The 19,076-nt window shown below is 69.7% G+C and carries 21 protein-coding genes and 1 tRNA gene; 15 read left to right on the top strand and 7 right to left on the bottom strand.

Annotated elements, in window-relative coordinates:
* The first annotated feature begins 59 nt into the window (after positions 1-59).
* The 8 genes from BLW41_RS01825 (at position 60) to BLW41_RS01790 (ending at position 8,869) form a co-directional block, all read left to right on the top strand.
* Positions 60-698, top strand: coding sequence for a 50S ribosomal protein L25 (locus tag BLW41_RS01825; RefSeq protein WP_177169248.1), 639 nt, complete (start codon positions 60-62; stop codon positions 696-698).
* Positions 695-1,282 carry an aminoacyl-tRNA hydrolase gene (gene pth, locus BLW41_RS01820; RefSeq protein WP_093115693.1) on the top strand — a complete coding sequence of 196 codons (588 nt, stop codon included), beginning with the start codon at positions 695-697 and terminating at the stop codon, positions 1,280-1,282. The genes BLW41_RS01825 and pth overlap by 4 nt, the downstream gene beginning before the upstream one ends.
* A 14-nt stretch (positions 1,283-1,296) precedes the next feature.
* Positions 1,297-4,656 carry a transcription-repair coupling factor gene (mfd, locus tag BLW41_RS01815; protein WP_093115691.1) on the top strand — a complete coding sequence of 1,120 codons (3,360 nt, stop codon included), beginning with the start codon at positions 1,297-1,299 and terminating at the stop codon, positions 4,654-4,656.
* A gap of 74 nt (positions 4,657-4,730) precedes the next feature.
* A complete protein-coding gene (locus tag BLW41_RS01810) occupies positions 4,731-5,987 on the top strand; it encodes a peptidylprolyl isomerase (RefSeq protein WP_093115689.1) in 1,257 nt (418 codons plus the stop codon).
* Positions 5,984-6,796 (top strand): MazG nucleotide pyrophosphohydrolase domain-containing protein, encoded by an 813-nt coding sequence (locus BLW41_RS01805; RefSeq protein WP_177169247.1) that lies wholly within the window; start codon positions 5,984-5,986, stop codon positions 6,794-6,796. The genes BLW41_RS01810 and BLW41_RS01805 overlap by 4 nt, the downstream gene beginning before the upstream one ends.
* 1 nt (position 6,797) lies before the next feature.
* Positions 6,798-8,093 carry a phosphopyruvate hydratase gene (gene eno / locus BLW41_RS01800; protein WP_093115685.1) on the top strand — a complete coding sequence of 432 codons (1,296 nt, stop codon included), beginning with the start codon at positions 6,798-6,800 and terminating at the stop codon, positions 8,091-8,093.
* Between the two features lie 39 nt (positions 8,094-8,132).
* A complete protein-coding gene (locus BLW41_RS01795) occupies positions 8,133-8,459 on the top strand; it encodes an FtsB family cell division protein (RefSeq protein WP_093115683.1) in 327 nt (108 codons plus the stop codon).
* A 98-nt stretch (positions 8,460-8,557) separates the two neighbouring features.
* Entirely contained in the window at positions 8,558-8,869 is a 312-nt protein-coding gene (locus BLW41_RS01790) for a hypothetical protein (protein WP_093115681.1), read from the top strand.
* Between the two features lie 165 nt (positions 8,870-9,034).
* On the opposite strand, the gene BLW41_RS10820 is transcribed toward BLW41_RS01790, so the two are convergent.
* Entirely contained in the window at positions 9,035-9,916 is an 882-nt protein-coding gene (locus tag BLW41_RS10820; protein ID WP_177169246.1) for a hypothetical protein, read from the bottom strand.
* Between the two features lie 163 nt (positions 9,917-10,079).
* Here BLW41_RS10820 and csrA point away from each other — a divergent pair, with 163 nt between their 5' ends.
* On the top strand, positions 10,080-10,325 hold the full coding sequence (gene csrA, locus BLW41_RS11360; RefSeq protein ID WP_093115679.1) for a carbon storage regulator CsrA: 246 nt from the start codon (positions 10,080-10,082) through the stop codon (positions 10,323-10,325).
* A gap of 25 nt (positions 10,326-10,350) precedes the next feature.
* Here csrA and BLW41_RS01775 read toward each other — a convergent pair whose 3' ends face one another.
* Both BLW41_RS01775 and BLW41_RS01770 read right to left on the bottom strand, forming a co-directional pair.
* Positions 10,351-10,590, bottom strand: a complete 240-nt coding sequence (locus BLW41_RS01775; RefSeq protein WP_143038533.1) for a hypothetical protein — start codon at positions 10,588-10,590, stop codon at positions 10,351-10,353.
* A 150-nt stretch (positions 10,591-10,740) separates the two neighbouring features.
* Positions 10,741-11,670, bottom strand: a complete 930-nt coding sequence (locus BLW41_RS01770; RefSeq protein WP_093117242.1) for a 2-deoxy-5-keto-D-gluconate 6-phosphate aldolase domain-containing protein — start codon at positions 11,668-11,670, stop codon at positions 10,741-10,743.
* A gap of 139 nt (positions 11,671-11,809) precedes the next feature.
* On the opposite strand from BLW41_RS01770, the gene BLW41_RS01765 reads away from it, so the two are divergent.
* Genes BLW41_RS01765 through BLW41_RS01755 form a run of 3 tightly spaced genes read left to right on the top strand, consistent with a single transcriptional unit; the run spans position 11,810 to position 13,682 of the window.
* A complete protein-coding gene (locus BLW41_RS01765; protein ID WP_143038532.1) occupies positions 11,810-12,610 on the top strand; it encodes a rhomboid family intramembrane serine protease in 801 nt (266 codons plus the stop codon).
* 9 nt (positions 12,611-12,619) lie between these two features.
* Complete coding sequence (locus tag BLW41_RS01760; RefSeq protein WP_093115673.1) at positions 12,620-13,003, top strand: hypothetical protein; 384 nt, start codon at positions 12,620-12,622, stop codon at positions 13,001-13,003.
* A gap of 1 nt (position 13,004) precedes the next feature.
* Positions 13,005-13,682: a metal-dependent hydrolase gene (locus tag BLW41_RS01755; RefSeq protein WP_093115671.1), complete on the top strand. Its 678-nt coding sequence runs from the start codon at positions 13,005-13,007 to the stop codon at positions 13,680-13,682.
* A gap of 1 nt (position 13,683) precedes the next feature.
* On the opposite strand, the gene BLW41_RS10660 is transcribed toward BLW41_RS01755, so the two are convergent.
* Positions 13,684-13,890: a hypothetical protein gene (locus tag BLW41_RS10660; RefSeq protein WP_143038531.1), complete on the bottom strand. Its 207-nt coding sequence runs from the start codon at positions 13,888-13,890 to the stop codon at positions 13,684-13,686.
* A gap of 29 nt (positions 13,891-13,919) precedes the next feature.
* Here BLW41_RS10660 and BLW41_RS01750 point away from each other — a divergent pair, with 29 nt between their 5' ends.
* Together BLW41_RS01750 and BLW41_RS01745 are read left to right on the top strand one after the other, a co-directional pair.
* The gene (locus BLW41_RS01750; protein ID WP_143038530.1) at positions 13,920-14,480 is read left to right on the top strand and encodes a hypothetical protein; all 561 of its coding nucleotides are present in this window, start codon (positions 13,920-13,922) and stop codon (positions 14,478-14,480) included.
* 159 nt (positions 14,481-14,639) lie between these two features.
* Positions 14,640-15,554, top strand: coding sequence for a ribonucleotide-diphosphate reductase subunit beta (locus tag BLW41_RS01745; RefSeq protein ID WP_093115667.1), 915 nt, complete (start codon positions 14,640-14,642; stop codon positions 15,552-15,554).
* Here BLW41_RS01745 and BLW41_RS10815 read toward each other — a convergent pair.
* From BLW41_RS10815 to BLW41_RS01730, 3 genes are all read right to left on the bottom strand, one after another.
* The gene (locus BLW41_RS10815) at positions 15,523-17,196 is read right to left on the bottom strand and encodes an RNA polymerase sigma factor (protein ID WP_093115665.1); all 1,674 of its coding nucleotides are present in this window, start codon (positions 17,194-17,196) and stop codon (positions 15,523-15,525) included. The genes BLW41_RS01745 and BLW41_RS10815 overlap by 32 nt on opposite strands.
* A gap of 79 nt (positions 17,197-17,275) precedes the next feature.
* Entirely contained in the window at positions 17,276-18,424 is a 1,149-nt protein-coding gene (locus BLW41_RS01735; protein ID WP_177169245.1) for a sigma-70 family RNA polymerase sigma factor, read from the bottom strand.
* Positions 18,425-18,574: 150 nt separating this feature from the next.
* A tRNA-Leu gene (locus BLW41_RS01730) sits at positions 18,575-18,658 on the bottom strand.
* 71 nt (positions 18,659-18,729) lie between these two features.
* On the opposite strand from BLW41_RS01730, the gene BLW41_RS01725 reads away from it, so the two are divergent.
* Positions 18,730-19,011 carry a hypothetical protein gene (locus tag BLW41_RS01725; RefSeq protein WP_093115661.1) on the top strand — a complete coding sequence of 94 codons (282 nt, stop codon included), beginning with the start codon at positions 18,730-18,732 and terminating at the stop codon, positions 19,009-19,011.
* Positions 19,012-19,076: the final 65 nt, after the last annotated feature.

Here is a 19,076-nt window from a genome sequence, read left to right as displayed (position 1 = left end):
GGGAGAGCGGCCGCCCGCCCGCCCACGCCCGTCGCTACACTGGCGCGCTCGTGGCGCCCGTGGCGAAGAGACCACTGCTCGAGGTCGAGGAGCGCAGCGAGCTTGGCTCGCGTGCGTCCCGGCGGCTTCGTCGTGCCGGTTTGATCCCCGGGATCATCTACGGGGCCGAGCGCGAGCCGGTGCCTTTCAAGGTGCCCGCCACTCGGCTGCGGCAAGTGCTCGCGCAGGGAGCCACGATCATCGACGTCAAGGTTGGGGGCGGCAAACCCATGCCGGCCGTCATCAAGGAGCAGCAGCACGACCCGGTCCGCGACCTCGTCGTACATGTCGATCTCCAGCAGGTGCGACTCGACGAGCGCGTAACTGCCACCGTTCCGCTCGAACTCGTCGGCGGTGAGGAGGCGCCCGGGGTGCGACAGGGCGGAGTACTCGAGCACGTGCTCTGGGAGGTCGAGATCGAAGCGCTCGCGGGCGAGCTACCGGAGCGCGTGGTCGCTGACGTCTCGCGGCTCGAGCTGGGGGGCACGCTGACGCTTGGCGAAGTCGAGCCGCCCGAGGGCGTAACACTGGTCGGCGACCCCGACGCGGTGGTTGCGACGATCGTCCCGCCGACCCGCGCCGAGGAGGCTGCTGAAACGGTCGAGGAGGAGCCGGAGGTCGGCGGCGCCGAGGGCGCTGAGGAGGGCCAGGGCTCCTGAACCCCGCGGTCGGCGGCGGCCGCGCGCCATCGCCCCGGGTCGATTTCCTGGTCGTCGGGCTCGGGAACCCCGGCCGGCGCTACGAGGGCACACGCCACAACGCCGGTTTCGAGGTCGTGCGGCGAGCTGCGCAGCGCTGGCAACTGGGACGCTTCGTCGATCGCTACGCGGGCCTCTACAGCGAGGGTCGCGCCGGTCCCGCCGGTCCGCGCGTGGCGCTGCTGTTGCCGATGACCTACATGAACGACTCTGGGCGCAGCGTCTCCGCGGCGCGCGGAGCGCTGCGGCTCGAGCCCCAGCAGATCATCGTCTGCCACGACGAGATCGACCTGCCCTTCGGTGTCGTCCGCACCAAGCTCGGCGGCGGAACCGCCGGTCACCGCGGGCTCAAGTCGGTACGCGCGGCGCTTGGAAGCCCCGACTTCTGGCGCTTGCGGATCGGTGTCGGTCGTCCTGACACGACCGATCCCGAGGTCGTTTCGCGCTGGGTACTCGGGCGCTTCGACGAGCCTCGCGACGCGGTTGAGGCGCTGTTCGAGCAGGCGACGGACGCGCTCGTCGGACTCGTTTCCCAGTCCGCCTAGAGTCGGCGCCGGCAATGACGCTCCGCACGCTCACGCGTGAAGCTTCCGAGCACCCGGCGATCGCCGCGCTTGCCGACGCCGCTCGCAGCGGGCCGACCCGCGCCTTCCTATCCCAGAGCATCCGTGCTTTTGGTCTGGCCGCACTGCTCGAGCGGGAGGGGCGGCCCGCGCTGATCGTGGAGTCCGACGATCGCGCCGCCGCCAACCTGGCGGCCGATTTACGCACCCTGCTGGCGCCGCGCACCGTGCGCGTCTTGCCAGCCCGCGGCGTACGCTACGAATCGCACCTGGCGCCGCCAGCGCACCTCGTCGGGCTGCGGGTGGCGGCGGTCGACGCGCTCCTCGACGGCCCTGGCGGCGAGGCACCGGTGGTCGTCGTCTCGGCGCCCGCACTCGCCGAAAAGGTGCCCGACCCGGAGCTGCGCCCACGCGGCTTCACGCTGGCGCGCGGAGAGCTGCTTGACCTCGCGGAGTGCGCCGAACGGTTGGTGGAGCTCGGTTACGAGCGCGTGGAGCAGGTCGAGGATCGCGGACAGTTCGCGATTCGCGGGGAGATCCTCGACGTCTTCCCGGCGACTGAAGAACGCGCGGTTCGCTGCGAGCTCTTCGACATCGAGATCGAGCGCCTCGCCTGGTTCTCGACGTTCACGCAGCGGTCGCTCGGCGAAGCCGAGTACGTGGAAATCGCGCCGGTTTCGGAACTCGCTGCCGAGTATCGCGCACGTGCTGAGATCGCGGCTAGCGCCGACGGCGAGCGCCCAGACGTGGCCGAGGTCCTGCCGGTCGAGCGCTTCCGTCGCTTGCTCGAGCTGGTGCCCGACGATGCCTTCGTGGTCGCACACGAGGACGAACTGGAGGGGTCGCTGTTCGAGCTCTGGGAGGACGTCGAAGCGACCTTCGCGGACCACGACCTCGCCCACCTCTACGTCCACCCGGAAGAGCTGTTGCAGGAGCTGCGCGGTCGCGTCTCGCTCTGGGTCTCGACGGTCGCCGGCGACCAGGATCACCTGTTGCGCGCCCAGGCGGCGGTGCCGGTGGCGCGCGATCTGCGGCAGGCCGAGGGCGAGCTGGAGAAGCTGGTTCGCTCGGGTTACCGGGTGGTGGTCGCCTGGGCGCGGCGCAGCGAACTCGAGCGGGCCGCGCTCAACCTCGAGCGGTTGCGCGCACGGGAGCTCGGCGCCGAGCTCGGGCAGACCGGCGCGCTGCTCTTCACGCAGGCCTCACTGCGCGACGGCTTTATCTGGCCGCAGGGCCGCCTAGCGCTGATTCCCGAGCACCGTTTGCTACGCCGCCGGCGCGCGCCCGACGCAGCGGCCCAGAGCCGCCGGGCGATGCGCGCGATGACGGAGCTGCGCAGCGGCGTGGCGGTGGTCCACGAAGACCACGGCATCGCGCGCTTCGTGGGTTTCACCACGCGCACCGTGGCGGGCGTCACGCGCGACTACCTGGAGCTCGAGTTTCGCGACGGCGACCGCGTGTTCGTACCGTCCGAGCAACTGCACAAGGTCAGCCGCTACGTCGGCGCCGACGCGAGCGACCCGCCCCTCTCGAAGCTTGGCGGCCGCCAATGGGAGCAGATGAAGCTCCGGGCGCGGCGCGCCGCCGAGGCGCTGGCTGGGGAGCTGCTGACGCTTTACGCTGAGCGCCGCCGCCGCGCCGGTTTCGCGTTCCCCCCCGATGGCGACTGGCAGCGCCAGTTCGAGGCGAGCTTCCCCTACCAGGAAACGCCCGATCAGCTCGAGGCGATCGAGGCCGTGCGCGCCGACATGGAGGAGGCGCGGCCAATGGATCGGCTCGTCTGCGGCGACGTCGGCTACGGCAAGACCGAGGTGGCGCTGCGCGCTGCTTTCAAGGCCGCTACAGCGGGCAAGCAGGTGCTGTTCTTGGTGCCCACCACCGTGCTCGCCCAGCAGCACTTCAACACCTTCCGCGAGCGCATGCGGGATTGGCCGCTGCGTGTCGAGGTCGCCTCGCGGTTTCGGCCGCCTGCCGAGGTCAGGCGGGTACTCCGCGACTTCGCCGAGGGCAAGGTGGACATCCTGATCGGTACGCACCGGCTGCTTTCTCGCGACGTCCGTCCGCACGATCTGGGGCTACTGATCATCGACGAGGAGCAGCGCTTCGGGGTGCGCCAGAAGGAGCTCTTGCGGCAGCTGCGACTGCGCGTCGACGTGCTTTCGATGTCCGCGACGCCGATCCCCCGCACGCTGCAGATGGCCCTCTCCGGATTGCGCGACATCTCCGTGATCGAGACGCCGCCCGAGGGGCGCCGACCGGTCCAGACCTACGTCGGTGAATGGGAGGAGGAACTGGTGCGCCGCGCACTGCACCGCGAGCTTGAGCGCGGCGGCCAGGCTTTCTACCTGCACAACCGAGTGGAGACGATCGCCGAGGCTGCCGAACGCGTGCGCGCGCTGGTGCCCGAGGCAAGGGTCGAGGTCGCGCACGGTCAGATGGACGACGAGCAGCTCGAGCAAGTGATGATGCGCTTCGTCCGCGGCGAGGCGGACGTGCTCGTCTGCACCACGATTATCGAGTCGGGGATCGATATCCCGCGCGCCAACACCCTCATCGTCGAACGTGCCGACGAGCTCGGGCTAGCGCAGCTCTACCAGATCCGCGGGCGGGTTGGACGCTCCCGCGAGCGCGCCCATGCTTACCTGCTCTACCCGTCCGCTGCAGCTCTTTCCGAGCAGGGCCGGCAGCGGCTGGCGACGCTCTCCGACCACACCGAACTCGGTTCGGGCTTTCGGATCGCGATGCGCGATCTCGAGATTCGTGGCGCCGGCAACCTGCTCGGCGAGGAGCAGTCCGGTCACGTCGCCGCTGTCGGCTTCGAGCTGTACGTGCGGATGCTCGAGCAGGCGGTGGCGGAGCTGTCGGGCGAGGCTGCCGATGAGCCTGAGCCGGTACGACTCGACATACCGGTCGACGCTTACGTCCCCTCCGACTACATCGACTACGAGGCCGCGAAGGTCGACGTCCACCGCCGGATCGCTGGCGCCCGCGAGGTCGCCGAGTTGATCGTGCTGCGGCGCGAGCTCGAGGATCGCTTCGGGCCGATCCCCGAGCCGCTAGAGAACCTCATCAAGTTGCAGGACGCGCGCATCAAACTTGGTCGCGCCGGTGTCCGCAGCGTCGAGTTCCGCGGCGGGCGGATGGTGGTCGCCCCGCTGGAGTTGGACTCGCGCCGCGTGAAGGCGCTCCGTCAGCGGCTTCCCGAGGCGATCTACGAGTCCGGTCGCTCGACGCTGCGGGTGCGAGTGCCCGACGATCCCCACGAGCGCTTTGCGGCCGTGGTGCGCGCCGCTGAAGCCGTCCTCGAAGTCGCCAGCGATCCCGCCACTGCGCCCACCGCCGCGACGCCCCGCTGAAGGGCCCGCGAACCGGCTCCGCTAGCATCAGCCGCCGATCGGCGTTCCGGCTATCTGCCAGCCGCGCCCTTTGCATGATCGCCAACACCGCACCGACAAGACGTCTGCGCCCGCTGCTTGCCGTCGCGGCTGCCGCCGCGCTGGTTAGCGCCGGCTGCGGCGATTCGCTTCCGAAGGGGGCGGTCGCGAAGGTCGGTGACACCGTCATCACCAAGCAGCGCTTCGACCATTGGTTCCCGATCGCGGCGCGCAGTACGGCAGCGACAGTGGGTGAGGGTGACGTCGTGCTCGATCCCCCGAGCTTTCGCCGCTGTGTTGCCGCCAAGCGGGCTGCCAACCGACCGGCGCGAGGCGCCAAGCCACCGAGCGATGCCGACCTCTTGAAGCTTTGTCGTCAGCAGTACCGGCAGGTCCGCGACGACGTCATGCGCTTTCTGATCCAGGCCGAGTGGCTACGCGCGGAGGCTCGGCGTTCCGGGATTCGCGTGTCGCCCGCGGAAGTGCGGCGAACCTTCGAGGAGCAGTTGCGCGCCGCCTTCCCGGGCAAAAAGGGTCCCGCTCGCTACCGCGCGTTCCTGCGACGTACCGGCATGACCGAGGGGGACGTGCTCGAACGGATCGAGCTGAGCTTGATCCAGCAGCGCATCCAGCAACGGGTGCAAGACCGCACGTCGGCGATCGACGAAAACGACATCGTCTCCTACTACGAGCGCAACAAAAGCCAGTTTTCGCAGCCGGAGCGGCGTGACGTCGAACTCGTGCTGACCGACACGCGTCAGCAGGCCCTGCGCGCCAAGCAGGAGATCGAGAGCGGCCGCAGGTTCAGCGAGGTCGCGAAGCGTTACTCGACCGACGAGATCTCCAAGCAACAGGGTGGCCGGCTCACCGGTGTGACGCGCGGCAGCCAAGAGCGCGCGCTCGACGACGCGATCTTCGGTGCCCGACGCAACGCTTTGGTGGGTCCGGTGCGGACTGCGCTCGGCTTCTACATCTTCCGGGTCACTCGTATTGAGCCGGCGAAAACCACGCCGCTCGCCAGTGTGCGGGCACAGATCCGCAGCGCGATCGAGAGCGACCGGCAGCAGCGGGCGCTGACCTTGTTCGTCCAGGAGTTCACGGAGCGCTCGCGCACAGAGACAATCTGTGCGCGCGGCTACGTCGTCTCGGAGTGCCGGAACGGTCCTCCGCTCGCGACTCCCGGCGGGCGGCGACTGCCAGCGTCCGGCGGCAACCCGCAGGGTCAGGGCGCGGCTGCTCAACCGCGACCGGCCGCCGGCGGCGGGTTGGGGCCCGGTCTTGGTGGCCTGGGCGGGGCGCCACCTCCCCAGTGACCGCTCGCACCGACGCAGCAGGGGGCAGCGGCGAGGTCGGCGCCGCGGGGCCGTCGCGATCCCTGCGCGATCCGCTTGACGAAGCGGCCTCCCGAGATCGCTGCGAAGCGCTCGAACGGCTTGACGTGATCGCTCGCCGCTTGCGCCAGGAATGCCCGTGGGACCGCGAGCAGAACGAGCGCACGATCGTCCCTCACACCGTCGAGGAGGCCTACGAACTCGCTGATGCAGCGCTCAAGGGCGACGACGGGAAGCTGCTCGACGAGCTCGGCGACGTTCTCTACCAGGTCGTGTTCTTGGCGCTGCTTTTGGAGGAGCGGGGCGCGGGCGACCTCGTGCGTGTTCTCGACGGGCTACGCGCCAAGCTGATCCGTCGCCACCCGCATGTGTTTGGAGAGCAGCGGGCGCGCGATGCGGCCGAGGCGGTGCGCACTTGGAGCGAGGTCAAGCGCCGTCAGGAGCGAGCCGGGGCAACTTTCGCCGACATCGCCGAGACGCTGCCCTCGACGCTGCGGGCACGCAAGGCGCTACGTCGCGCCGCCGCTGCCGGGCTGCGTCCGCAGCCGGGGCGTGCGGCCGCTGCCGCCAATTTGCGCGCGGCGTTGGATGATCTCGAGTCGCTGGCCGAGGGTCTCCCCGAGGATCGTCGCCGGCTGGAAGTTGGAAGGATTTTGCTGGCGTCGGTAGAGCTCGCGCTGGTGCTCGGCGTCGACCCGGAGCTGGCCCTGCGGACAGCGACCGACCAGTTGATCGAGCGTCACGAGCGAGCCGAGCGAGGTTTTCCAGATTCCCCCGAAGGCGGAGGCTGAATTGAGCAAGATCAAGCGCGTGCACGGTCGTCAGATCCTCGACAGTCGCGGCAACCCCACCGTCGAAGTCGACGTTGAGCTCGAGTCGGGCGCCTTCGGCCGCGCAGCGGTGCCGTCGGGCGCGTCGACCGGCGAGTTCGAGGCCGTCGAACTGCGCGACGGCGGCGAGCGTTGGCTGGGCAAGGGTGTCACGCGCGCGGTCAAGAACGTCAACGGTGAGATCGCCGACGCCGTGCGTGGCCTCGAGGCGTCCGACCAAGAAAACGTCGATCGCACGTTGATCGATCTGGATGGCACCGACAACAAGTCGCGTCTCGGTGCCAATGCCATCCTCGGCGTATCGCTGGCGGTCGCCAAGGCAGCAGCGGCCGACGCTGGACTGCCGCTCTGGCGCTACCTGGGTGGCGAGCGCGCGCAGGTGCTGCCGGTGCCGATGATGAACGTGCTGAACGGCGGCGCCCACGCCGACAACCGCATCGACTTTCAGGAGTTCATGATCGTGCCGGTCGGTGCGCCGAGCTTCTCAGAGGGTCTGCGCATTGGGGTCGAGGTGTTCCATGCGCTGCGGCGCACGCTGCGGGAGCGAGGGCTCACCACCGCCGTCGGCGACGAGGGCGGCTTCGCCCCCGATCTTGAGTCGAACGAGGCGGCGTTGGCGGCACTTGTCGAGGCGATCGAGGCCGCCGGCTACCGTCCGGGTGACGACGTCGCGATCGCCCTCGATCCCGCGACCAGTGAGCTGCGTAAGGGCGATCGTTACGTGCTCGAGCACGAGGGCCGAGAACTTTCATCGCGCGAACTGGCCGAGCTCTGGGCGGAGCTCTGTGATCGCTACCCGATCGTCTCGATCGAGGACGGGATGGCGGAGGAGGACTGGGACGGCTGGCGCACGCTCACCGAACGCATCGGTGAGCGAGTGCAGCTGGTCGGCGACGACCTGTTCGTGACCAACCCGCTGCGTCTGCGTCGCGGCATCGACAGCGGGGTTGCCAACTCGATCCTGGTGAAGGTCAACCAGATCGGCACCCTCACCGAGACCCTCGAGGCCGTGCACATGGCCCTCGACGCCGGCTACACGGCGGTCGTCTCGCACCGCTCGGGCGAGACGGAGGACGCCACCATCGCCGACCTTGCGGTCGCTACTGGCTGCGGGCAGATTAAGACCGGTGCGCCATCTCGCAGCGACCGCACCGCCAAGTACAACCAGCTGCTGCGCATCGAGGAGCAGCTCGGCGGACGGGCGTCGTATCCGGGTGCGGCGGCATTTGGTCGCTCACGCGCTAGTCAACGGGCGTAGCAGGCAGGATCGCGCCGCTGCGGAGCGAAGCTCGCGTTCGTGACTAGTTCACGAGCCCACGGCAAGCTCGGTCCGAGCGGCGTCGCCGCCGTGCGCGTCGATTGGGAGCGTTTGGCTCGGCGTGCCTTGCTGATCGCCTTGTTCACAATCCTCGCGCTGTATGTGGCTCCTGCTCGCGAGTGGTGGCGCCAGCGGGGCGAGCTGTCGCGCGAGCAACGCGAGCTCGACGCACTCGAGCGCACCAACGCGCGCTTGCGTACGCGCGTGCGTGAGCTACGGACCGGTGCGGCGGTCGAGACTGAGGCTCGTGGGCTCGGGATGGTGAAGGTCGGCGAGCGTCCCTACGTGGTCTTGCCGGGACGCTAAGGCCGAAGTTGGCACGTTGACCAAGGAAGCCCCGCCGCCGGACAGCGCAGCCCCGGACGCCGAGGGGCAAACGTCCGGTCTGGCTAAGGTCGGGGCGCATGGACCCACAGCTAGAGAGCGCTCTCTACCAGTGGCGCGATGGTGAGCGGAGGCTCCTAGCGGAGCCTGACCCGCTGGTCGACGACGCCGCGTGGGAGCTAGTCGACGAGCTTCGCCGACGCCTCGGTGGCGCTTTCCGACTCGACGAGCTCGCATCGCTCTATGCGCGCGGCGAGTGGGCGGGGCAGTTTGCGCTTGAGCGGGTCGGTCCGACGCGAGCGACCCTGGTCGTCGATGTCGGCTTCGCCCGCTACGCCCGCGAGGCGAGCGACTTCGGCGGTGGCGTGGTGCGCCCGGCGCACAGACTCTGAGCGGCCTGCAGCAGGTCAGTGCCGCGGTCCCGCGTAGGTGTCGCGAGGAGCGGCGGTGACGCGCAGCGACGTGGTTGCCAACGTCGGTGCGCGGCTCACGCGGGGGCTCTGCTCACGCGGGGACCCTGCTCGCGCGGACGCGCTGAAAGACGCGTGCCGTGTGCCTCAGCTCGGTTCGGCTTGCTCGTCGGCGTTGTCGAGCGGGTGCGCATGTTCGTCGCTACCCGCGGGGGCCGCGGGCGCCTCGTCGCCGCGCGTCTCGGCCGCGGCCGCGTAGTCGCTACCCGCCGGGGCCGAAGGCGCTTCTTCGCCGCGCGACTCCGCTGCGGGAGCGCCTTCCTCGCCCGTCTCGGTCGCAGGCGCATCCGCGGCGCCCAACTCCGCCACCGCTTCGGGCGACGATCCATCGACTTCCGGCGCCTGCTCGTGAGCGCTCTCAGCGCTCTCGCCGTCGGCCTCGTCGTCGTGGATGATCAACTCGCCGGGTGCGAGCCGCGTCACGATCAGGCGGTCAGCTTCGATCGTCACCTTCACCGGCCGGTGTCCCGCCCAGTGCTCGGCGTATAGAGGGTCGTCCTGGACGGCCGGATCCAGCCAGATCCCGTAACCCTCCTCGCCGTGATCGAAGGTCGCCTCGAAAACGTGTCGCTGCCCCCGCCGGCGCCGCCCACCGCGGCGCCCGCGACGCTTGCGCCGACGCTTCTGAGCCTCACTGTCCGCCGACTCTTGTGACTGTTCGACGGACGCCGTCTGCTCGGCTTCCTTGCGCATCCGCTCCTCTTCTTCGCGCCGCAAGCGCTCCTCCTCGCGCCGTAAGCGCTCGGCGACAAGCTCCTCGTCGCGGGCCCGCAAGTCGTCCTCGTCCGGATATGGGAGGTCGCCACCGAGCGGCGATCGCTCGGGGCCGGTGAGGCCGTGCTCGCGCTTGAAGGCGCGAAGCTCGCTGACCGACACCTCCAGCTGGTGAGCGATCCACGCGTCGGTGCGCCCTTCGCGGACCCACGCCCGGATCTGGTTTAGCTCGGCTTTCAGCGACCTCCGTGCCAACGGCGGCGCAGCCTACCAAGGGCTGCGGTTCGTCGAGAGGTGCGCAAAGCCCCCTCGAGGGCGCCACGATGTCGACTCATCCTCTTCCGGAAGCGGTTGAAGTTCGGGGGGCTGGCTGCTTTAGTGGACGCGTACAGGTCCGCCCGCAAGGAGGCGCTGGCTCTTGCTCGTACTGACCCGAAAGCCCAACCAGAGCATCATGATCGGTGACGACATCGAGGTGTCGGTGCTCTCAGTGATGGGGGAGAAGGTGCGCATCGGCATCGCGGCACCGCGCTCCGTTCCCGTTTTCCGCAAGGAGGTCTACCTCGACATGCGCTCGTCGGCCGGCGAGGGCAAGGATGCGTCGGGTTCCGAACGGGCTGCGGTGGAGGCAGAGCTCGACCGCCTGAAGTCGCCGCCTAGCTAGCAGCGGCTGGCGGTTAGCTCGCTCGTCACCCTGCGACTAGCTGGAGCGCTTGGAACATCGCCACCGTCACCGCGAGCGCCGTCGCGGTAAGCAGCAGCACCAGCAGCACGAACCGGATTTTTCCCTGCCGGCGCTGATGCTCCAAGCGACGCGCGCGCGCACGCTCCACTGCGCGCCGGCGCAGTAGCTCTCGGCGGACGCTCTCTTCGCGGGCGCGATGTTGGAACGCCTGCTCGTAGTAGGCGAGCGAGCGCTGCATTCGCATGGCTGCGCAGGGTAACGAAGGCGCCGAATCGCTGCCGAGCGCCCGCGCCCGAGGCCGGCTGTCGGCGCGAAGGTGACACGCCGACAGCCGGCCGCGCACACCGACCGGTGTGCGCGGCCAGACGCGCTCTTATCGGCTCCGTCGCGTCCTCTAGGCAGGTGCCGGTGCGGTGCGCTCGGCCTCCTGGTAGACGGACACGAAGTGCAGGTAGTTGCGGGCGATCTGGTCCGCAGCCGTCGTGCGGTCGACCGTGCCCGCGAGGTGGCCCTTGACCGCGTCCCACCAGATCGTCCGTCCGATCGCGAAACCCGCGTAGCCCTCGACTGGGGCGCCCTGGCGTAGCCAGTGTTCGACCTTGCCGGCGTCCGCCCCCCGGCCGAGCACCACGCAGACGACGCCGTCGCGTCCACCACGGCGCGTCTGCGCAGCGATGCGCTCGCAGTCGGCGCGCGTCTCGATGCCTTCGATCTTCCAGACGTCGGGTTCGACTCCGGCGTCCTGAAGCTCGGCGATCGCCTGAATCATCAAGTCGGGACGCAGCTCGGCGTCGTAGCGCTCGGCATCGCCACCGACCTTTTCGAGTTGGTGCGGCTCGGCCGGGACGAGGAGCTCAAACAGGAACTTGCGATCGCGCTCGTGCAACCAGTCCGACAGGCGCCGCAGCCGCTCCCGCTGACGCCGATTGAGCTCGGCGTCACCCTCGGGGTTGTAGCGGACGAGCACTTTCGCGAAGTCCGGGTCGAACTTCTCGATGTGCTCGCCGAACTGCTCGCCGTACTCGAAGTCGAACTCCTTCTGGCCCGACTTCTCGACCGGCATCGCAAGGATCAACCCACGCTCCTTCGCTTGTTGCGGGATCTCGCCGCCGAACTGCTCGTCGATCAGACAACCGCTGACCGCCGGATCGGCGCCGAGCTCGAGCGCCCGTAGCAAGCCCTCGAAGATCAGGTGCTTGGCGTCGGCGATCCGTTGCGTCTCCTCGGGCGTCGGCTCGCCCTCGATCCCAAACATCTTCTTCTGGAACGAGCCACGGTGGTCGAAAGCGAGGATGTACAGCTTGCCGTCGTAACCAAGCGCCATCGGCACTCTCCTCTCGTCGCTTTGTGTTGGGGGCGAAGCTCGCTCCTCGAAAGGCTAACCGCGCGCGGCTCGATCGATCGACCTCTGCTGACCGTGCTGGGTCGCCCGGCCGACGCGCGGGAGTACCCTGAGGCTTGTTTTGAGCCGCCCGGACCTCTTCGTCGTCTGTAAGAACTGCGGCGCCGAGATCAGCCCGTACGTGACCGAGTGTCCGTACTGCGGGCGCCGGGTGCGCAAACGCGCGCCGCGCGTCGAGATCGGCGGCGAGGAGCGGCGGCGCGGGCGCTCGAAGGCTGCTCGCCGCCCCCGCTTACGCCGCCTCGCAGGGCCGGCCCGCTGGTCGCGTCAGGGGCGTCCGCTGGCGACGTTGGCGGTCGTGATCGTGTCGGCAGCGGTGACCTTGGCCGCCGAGGCGGGCGTGCCGATCGAAGACCTGGGAGCGCTCGTGCCCGGGTTCGTTGAGCAGCCTTGGCGGCTGGTCACAGCTGCCTTCCTGCATACCAGCGTCGGCTACCTGGCGGTGGCGGTCGGCATTGGGGGACTCGCGCTGTACGGGCTCGAGCGACGCTTCGGCACGGTCGTCGCGGCGCTCGTCTACCTCGCCTGCGCCGCCGCGGCCAGCGCCGTCGCGTTGGCGCTCGCCGAGGTCGTGCCTGGGGGGTCGGCGGCAGGCGTGGTGGCGGGAGCCAATGGGGCGGCGCTCGGTGTCACGCTCTGCTTCGTCGTCGAACGCCGGTTGGCGGGCCGCGGCGCGCTTGAAGAAGAGATCGATCCGCTGGCCTTGCTGGTCGCGATCGCGGTGCTCGCGCTGTTGCCGCTAGCGGTGCCGGAGGCGAGCGTCGGCGCGACGATTGGGGGCGCCGTGGCGGGGTGCTTGAGCGGACTCGTGTTGGCGGCGTGGCGGCGCCGTGGCGAACGGATTCCCGGTCCGAGCCTCTGAGCGCACGCCGTGGCCCACCAGCGAGTTCCCGACGCACGACTTGAGAGGGCCCTCGAAGCGCTCGCGGAGCCTGGTCGTTTTCGGGCGATCGAGGCGCAGCTCGCGGCGCGGGTACCCCAGCTCGAACGGATTTTGCGCCAGGCGCTGGAGGAGGGGGGTTGGTTCGGGACAGTCCACCAGGCGGAGGTTCAGAAGGCGGCGTTCTCCAGCGACCCGGACGAGCGCTTGCGGCGGGTGACCACGCTCCTGCAGGAGGAGACGCGGATCGCGATGATGGTAGGTGTGGCGGTCGGCTTCGAGCTCGCACGGGAGCTCGAGTTGCCGGGCCAAGCCAGCGACAGTGATCCCCTCGACCACACCGGGTCCGGGGACGACGAACACGGAGGAGGTTGATATGGAGGTTCGTTTCCTAGGGCACGCTTGTTTCGAGCTGCGCGCGGGCGACGTGCGCGTGCTCATCGACCCGTTCCTGACCGGCAATCCGAAGGCAGCCGCAAGCGCCGAGGAGGTCGAGCCGACCCACATCTTCCTCACCCACGGGCACGCCGACCATTGGGGCGACGTCGAGCAGATCGCCAAGCGCACGGGTGCCCAGTGCGTCGCAATCGTCGAGCTTGCTCAGGAGCTTCAGGCGAAGGGCGTCGCCAACGTCGCTGACCCGAACCTCGGCGGTACCGTCCACTTCGACGGCGGCTGGGTGCGCTTGGTGCCCGCGTGGCACACCTCGACGACGCCTGGAGGGACCGTCAACACGCCGGCCGGACTCGTCGTCAACCTCGGCGGCAAAACCGTCTACCACACCGGCGACACGGCTCTCTTCTCAGACATGCAGCTCGTCGCCAAGCGAGACCAGATCGATCTCATGCTGGTCTGTATCGGCGGCCACTACACGATGGATCGCCACGACGCGGTGGTGGCCTGCGAGCTGGTTGGTGCGCGCCACGTAGTGCCCTGCCACTACGGCACCTTCCCGCCGATCGAGACCGACGCTCAGGCGTTCAAGAGGGAGGTCGAAGGGCGCACGTCCTCGCAGGTGACCGTGCTCGAGCCCGGCCAAACCCTGACGCTTTAGCTCACGTGCCCGGCCGGACACGCAGCCAGTCGCTGCGATCGCGCCAGTCGTGAGCCATTAGCGCCGTTCCGACCGCCGCCAGCACGAGCCCTGCTAGTCCGTGGTGGAGCCTGCGTCCGAGCACCCACACGCGCCTGCGCTCGGGGTCGTAGCCGAGCAGCCGGTTACCGTGTGTCCAAGGTGTCCTTGCCACGGTTTCATCCCCCACTGGACGGATCGGACAGAGCGGCGCGCAGGTTGAACGGGGCGAGTATTCGCCAACAACTCTCCGGGCTGAGCGGCCGTCGCTGCGCGGCGCTTTGGGTGCTGACAGCGACGCTCGTGCTGGCGGCAGGTTGCGGCGGCGATCGTGAGCGCTCGGGCTCGTCCCGCTCGACTGTGCCGACGACGCCGACCGTCTCCACGCCGCCGACCTCAACCGGTGCTGTGCGCACGAGTGCGGGAGGTTCGGGCGGGGAGCTTCGGCCAAACGGCGTGACGGCGCCGCGTGGGAGTGCCGAGTCGCGTCCGGGCGGAGCGGGAGACGAAGCGGGCTCGCCGACCTACCGCGTGCGCATAGCGGATGCGCAGGTCGAGCCACCGGTGGTCGGAGTGCCCCCGTACTTTCGCGTGGTCTTGCGCATCACGAGCGGCGACGGTCAGGTGCATGTGGTGGACATCGCCGGCCGCTCTTACCGAGTTGCGCCCCGGCGCGAGGAGGCGGTCGAGCTGCCGGGTCTGCGGCCCGCGCAACGTCTCATCGGCACCGTCGACGGCGGTCGCGCGCGCCTGATCGTGGAGGCGTCGGAGGGCCCCTGAACGCTCCTGGGCGAACCGACAGGCTTTTGAGCTGGCCAGCCAGCCAGGACTTAGCTACTCTTCACACAGCGCGAGACGCGACGGCCGAGCTGTTCGAGCAGGGCCCCGCGCCCTTCGGCAGTTCCCGACCGGGAATCGAAAGAGGGAAGGAGTAGCGGAGTGAGCGATCCAGTGATTCGACGCACGACGCGCGAGGACTTCGTGGCCTCGTCCGATCCGGCGCTGCAGGAGGCGGCCGATCGCGGTGATGTCAACCTGCTCAGCTACCGCGAGCTGTACCACCTCTGGGAGCGCCAGCAGTGGAGCGTCCAGGACATCGACTTCTCGCAAGACCGGATCGACTGGAACGAGCGCATTTCCCCGGAGGAGCGGTTCCAGCGGATGTACGGGCTCTCGTCGTTCTTCCTCGGCGAGCAGCGCGTGACCGCGGAGCTCGCGCCGATCATGCGCGCGGCGCCGAGCGAAGACATGCGCATCTTCCTGTCTACGCAGATCGCCGACGAGGGCCGGCACGTGGCCTTTTTCGATCGCTTCTACCACGAGGTCGGGGTGCTCGAGGCGGACGACCTGCAGGAGCGGCTCGCGGAGTCGGAGAACCACGTGAACCCGAAGTTCCGCGAGCTCTTCGACGAGATGCTGCACGAGCGCGTCGACCGCCTAGCTCGCGAGCCCGAGGACCTCGAAACGATGGTCGAGGCGGTGACGATCTACCACATGGTGCTCGAGGGGATGCTGGCGCTCACCGGCCAGCACTTCATCATCGAGTACAACGAGCAGCAGGGCACGCTGCCGGGCTTCGTCGAGGGCTTCAGCAACGTTGCCCGTGACGAGCACCGCCACGTCGCTTTCGGTTCACGTTTCCTGCGCGAGATGGCCGAGCGCGACGAGCGCTATCGGACGGCGATCACGCGCACGTTAGAGCTGGTCGCGCCGATCGCTGAGGACGTCCTGCGGCCGCACTGGTACGAGGAGGGCATGCCTCTGTTCGGCTACTCGATAAGCGAGGTGCGGGCCTTTGCGCTGAAGGCGCTCGAGCGGCGCCTCAAGGCGATCGGACTGGTTGCGGTCGGCTGACCGCCGCGCCGCCGGCGTCGCTGGCGGGCGGGGTGCCGGCGCTGCCGCCGCTAGCGGTGGCGCCGGTGCCGGCGCTGGCGGGGGTGGCGGCGGCCCCGTTGCTGGCGGATGCGTTGCCGTTGCTCCCGCTTGCGGGCGCCGGGCCGGACGGGGGAGGCGGCCCGTACTGCGTCTCGCCGGCGTGCCGCTGCCCACCCGACGCCACCGGTGGCTGCTCGATCGTCACAGCGCCAGTCGGCTGCTGATTCGGCAGGGTGACCTCCTCGTGGATGGTTTCGACGGTGGGCGTTGGCGGCGTAGCAGCGGTTGGCTGGGTAGGTGGCGGCGCGGGCGCTGGCGGCGTCGGTGAGGCCGGCGGCGTCTGCGCCTGAGCGGTCGTTGGCGGGGCTGGTGCTGGCGAGGTCGGTGACGCCGGGGGAGTGCCCGCGCTCGCGTCGGTGGTGGTGGCGCTGCCGCTATTCGGCTCTGTGCGGTGCTGCGGCGGGCGCTCAGCGTTCGGCCGATGCTCCCGGACCTCGGCGGCGCTCTCGCGCGTCGGTCCTGGGACAGCCACTTGCCTTACTTCGATAGCGCCCGCCGCGACTACCGCGGCGGCCGCCGTAGCCGCCGCTGCCTTGGTCGCGAAGGTCGAGAGTCCCGCTGACAGCGCACCCCCCGCGACGCCACCCGCTGCGCCGGCGGCACCCGCTGCAACCGCCCCGCTGGTCGCGCCGGCAACCACACCACTGCCGGCGGCGCTCGCGAGCGAACCGGCGGCGCAGCCACCGGCGGTCGCGCAGGCACCGCTACCGCCGCCAATCGCCGCGCCCCCGCTTGCTGCCGCTCCACCGCCCAACCCCAACTTGCTGGCGAGCAAGTGCTTGAGCGCAAAGATCGGGCCGCTCGGGAACAACATCGCGAGCGCGCGGCTCGTTTCCTTCAAGTGCTCGCGGAAAGCCCGGCAGCGCTCGCAGCGGCGCAGGTGCCGGCGTACCGGTGCGGGGATCGGTGCGATTCCCTCAGCGTCTCGCGCGAGTGCGACACGCACTTCGTCGCAGGTCAAAAGGCGCGCTTCAGCTGCCTCGGCGAGCGATATCCGCGCGCGTACGAGCAACGACTTGACGCTCGGGACGGTGGTGTCCATCGCCTCTGCGATCTGCTCGTAGGAGAGCGAGTCGATCTCTCGCAAAAGCAACGCCGTGCGCTGCGTTTCGGGGAGCTCCTGGACGTCGGCGATGATGCTTCGGAACTCCTCACGATCGGCGACCGCGTCGGCCGCGCTCACGCCGTCAGCGCGATCGAAGACCTCCATCGAGTCGTGCGCTTGCGCTTGCGGCCGCCGGAGGTGGTTGAGACAGCGGTTGCGAGCGATCCGGTACAGCCAGGGCCGCGTGTTGATCGGGCGGTCGTCGGCGAGTAGGGCGTTGTAGGCGGCGGCGAAGACCTCTTGCAGGATGTCCTCGGCATCCTCCCGCGAGCCGAGCATGTGCCTGCAAAAGGCAAGCAGGCGCGACTCGTAGCGACGGACCAGCGCCTCGAACGCGTGGTCGTTGCCCCGCCGCGTCAGTTCGATCAGGCGCTCGTCGCTCTGCAGGCGCAGCAGCGGCGAGCGGCCAGCGATCGTCGCGGCCCGGATGCTTGTCCTGAGTGCTGAAGCCTCCACGTGGGGTTCCCGGTTCCCGACATCGGCCGCCGGAGCCAGAGAGCGTCGCTGCGGCTGCGCCCGATCGCTCCCTCAACCCCTAGGACACGCTAGCAGCGGGTGGGTTGCGCTCCGAAGTCTTTGCGCGCGAACGGGCAGCGCCCGGCGAGCGGCGACCTGCCGGCCGGGTAGCCAGCGGGCGACGACCGGTTGCCAAGGCGCCGATGATGGGCTCTAAGCGGTCGATCTCGGCCAGCAAGGCTTGGGCCTTGGCGCGGGCGCTGCGCTCGATTTGTCGCACCCGTTCGCGCGTCACGCCATAGGCCGCACCGATCTCGGCGAGGGTTTGCGGTCGCCCAAAGACCCCAGCTCGTCGCACCAAGACGTCGACTTCCCGCTCGTCTAGCCGTTCTTTGAGAGATCTCAGCAACCGACCGGCGGGCTGCCGCTCGAGCGCGAGTTCCTCAGGTCCTGGTGCACAACGGTCGTCGAGCTCGAGCGCCGCGTCCAGGGGTTCGGTCTGCCGCTCGGCGTGCGCCAGCGCCCGGGCGCAACCGCGCTCGAGCTCGAGGGCGCTTTCCAGGTCGGCGAGTTCTTGCGGCTCGAGCTCGGCGACCCCCTCGACCCCTAGGGCTGCCAGCCGTGCGTAAAGCCTCTTGAGCTGATCATGGACGTGCGCTGGCACCCGCACGGTGCGCGAGTAGTTGGCGTGTGCGCGTTGCAGTGCCTGCTGGATCCACCAGGTCGCGTACGTCGAGAAGCGGGTGCCGCGGTCCGGGTCGAACTTGGCGGCGGCGTGCATCAGGCCGACGAGGCCCTCTTGAAAGAGATCGTCGTTGTCTAGCGCCGGCGTGCGCGGGGGTTTCCAATTACGCACGAGCGCGTGCACGAGCCGTGCGTTCGCGGTGACCAGGCGGTCGAACGAGGCGCGGTCGCCCGCGCGCGCCCGGCGGGCGAGCCGGCGTTCCTCGGCGGGCGAGAGCAGGCGGTGCCTGAGCAGCCTCTCCTTGGGTGAACGTGCGGCTGTCGGTCGAGAGGCAACCTTCCGTGGTCGCGCCGGAGCTTTCCGAGATCTCGACGGCCGACCCTCAGAACTCCGAAGCCCGGTGCCGCTTGCGGCGGCGAGGGCGCGGTGGTCGCTACGAGTGCGCGCCCGCAGACGACGCACGGCCACCGCCGTCAAACTGCCGGCCACGAGCGGCCCGAGCCACCGAACCGCCCGGCGCGTCCGTCGGACCCGTGCGCTCACCGCGTCCCTCCGCCTCTCCAGCGACCAACTTGACAGAGATCGCACATCCCTACAAGCGGTCGCAGTGAGTCGGCGGTCCCTGACCGGACAGCGCTGGCTCGCAGGGTGCGCACGGGAGCCCGAGGCTGCCGCTGAGGGGATCGCCGCGAGTGCCCGGGACGGGATTCGAACCCGCATGCTCTTGCGAGCGACGCCTTTTAAGGGCGCTGCCTGTACCAGTTCGGCTACCCGGGCACGTGCAATCCTAGGAGCGGACGAACCGGCCGAGGAGATTTCGAGCCGGCAAACCGCTTTAAGGAGATCCCGTGGCAGCGCTCGTGATGTGGCCAATACGTAGCCTCCTGCGCCTCGTTCTGCGGGCGGTGGCGCGGCGCTTCGCACGCGCCACGCAGCTGCGGCTGGGCGGGGGCCGGTTGCCCGACCGGAGAGACCCGGCGACGCCGCTTGCGCGCCTGCTCGCTGCCGAGGCCGCGGCGGCGGCGATCGCGGCGCTCGCGGCGACGCTGGCCGATCGCGTCGCTCGCCGCGCGACAGCGGCACTCACCGGGCGTTGGCCGGGTGGGGGTCGCGCTCGCCGGTCGCACTGAGCGGCGGCCAGGGAACCTGCGCACGGAGGCGCCAACTTCTGGCAGGATGATTGCGCGCCGCACGG

This window comes from Thermoleophilum album, from assembly GCF_900108055.1.
GTDB classification, from domain to species: domain Bacteria; phylum Actinomycetota; class Thermoleophilia; order Solirubrobacterales; family Thermoleophilaceae; genus Thermoleophilum; species Thermoleophilum album.
The sequence above is the reverse complement of the archived record's forward strand: the minus strand, read 5'-3'. Positions and strand labels throughout refer to the sequence as shown.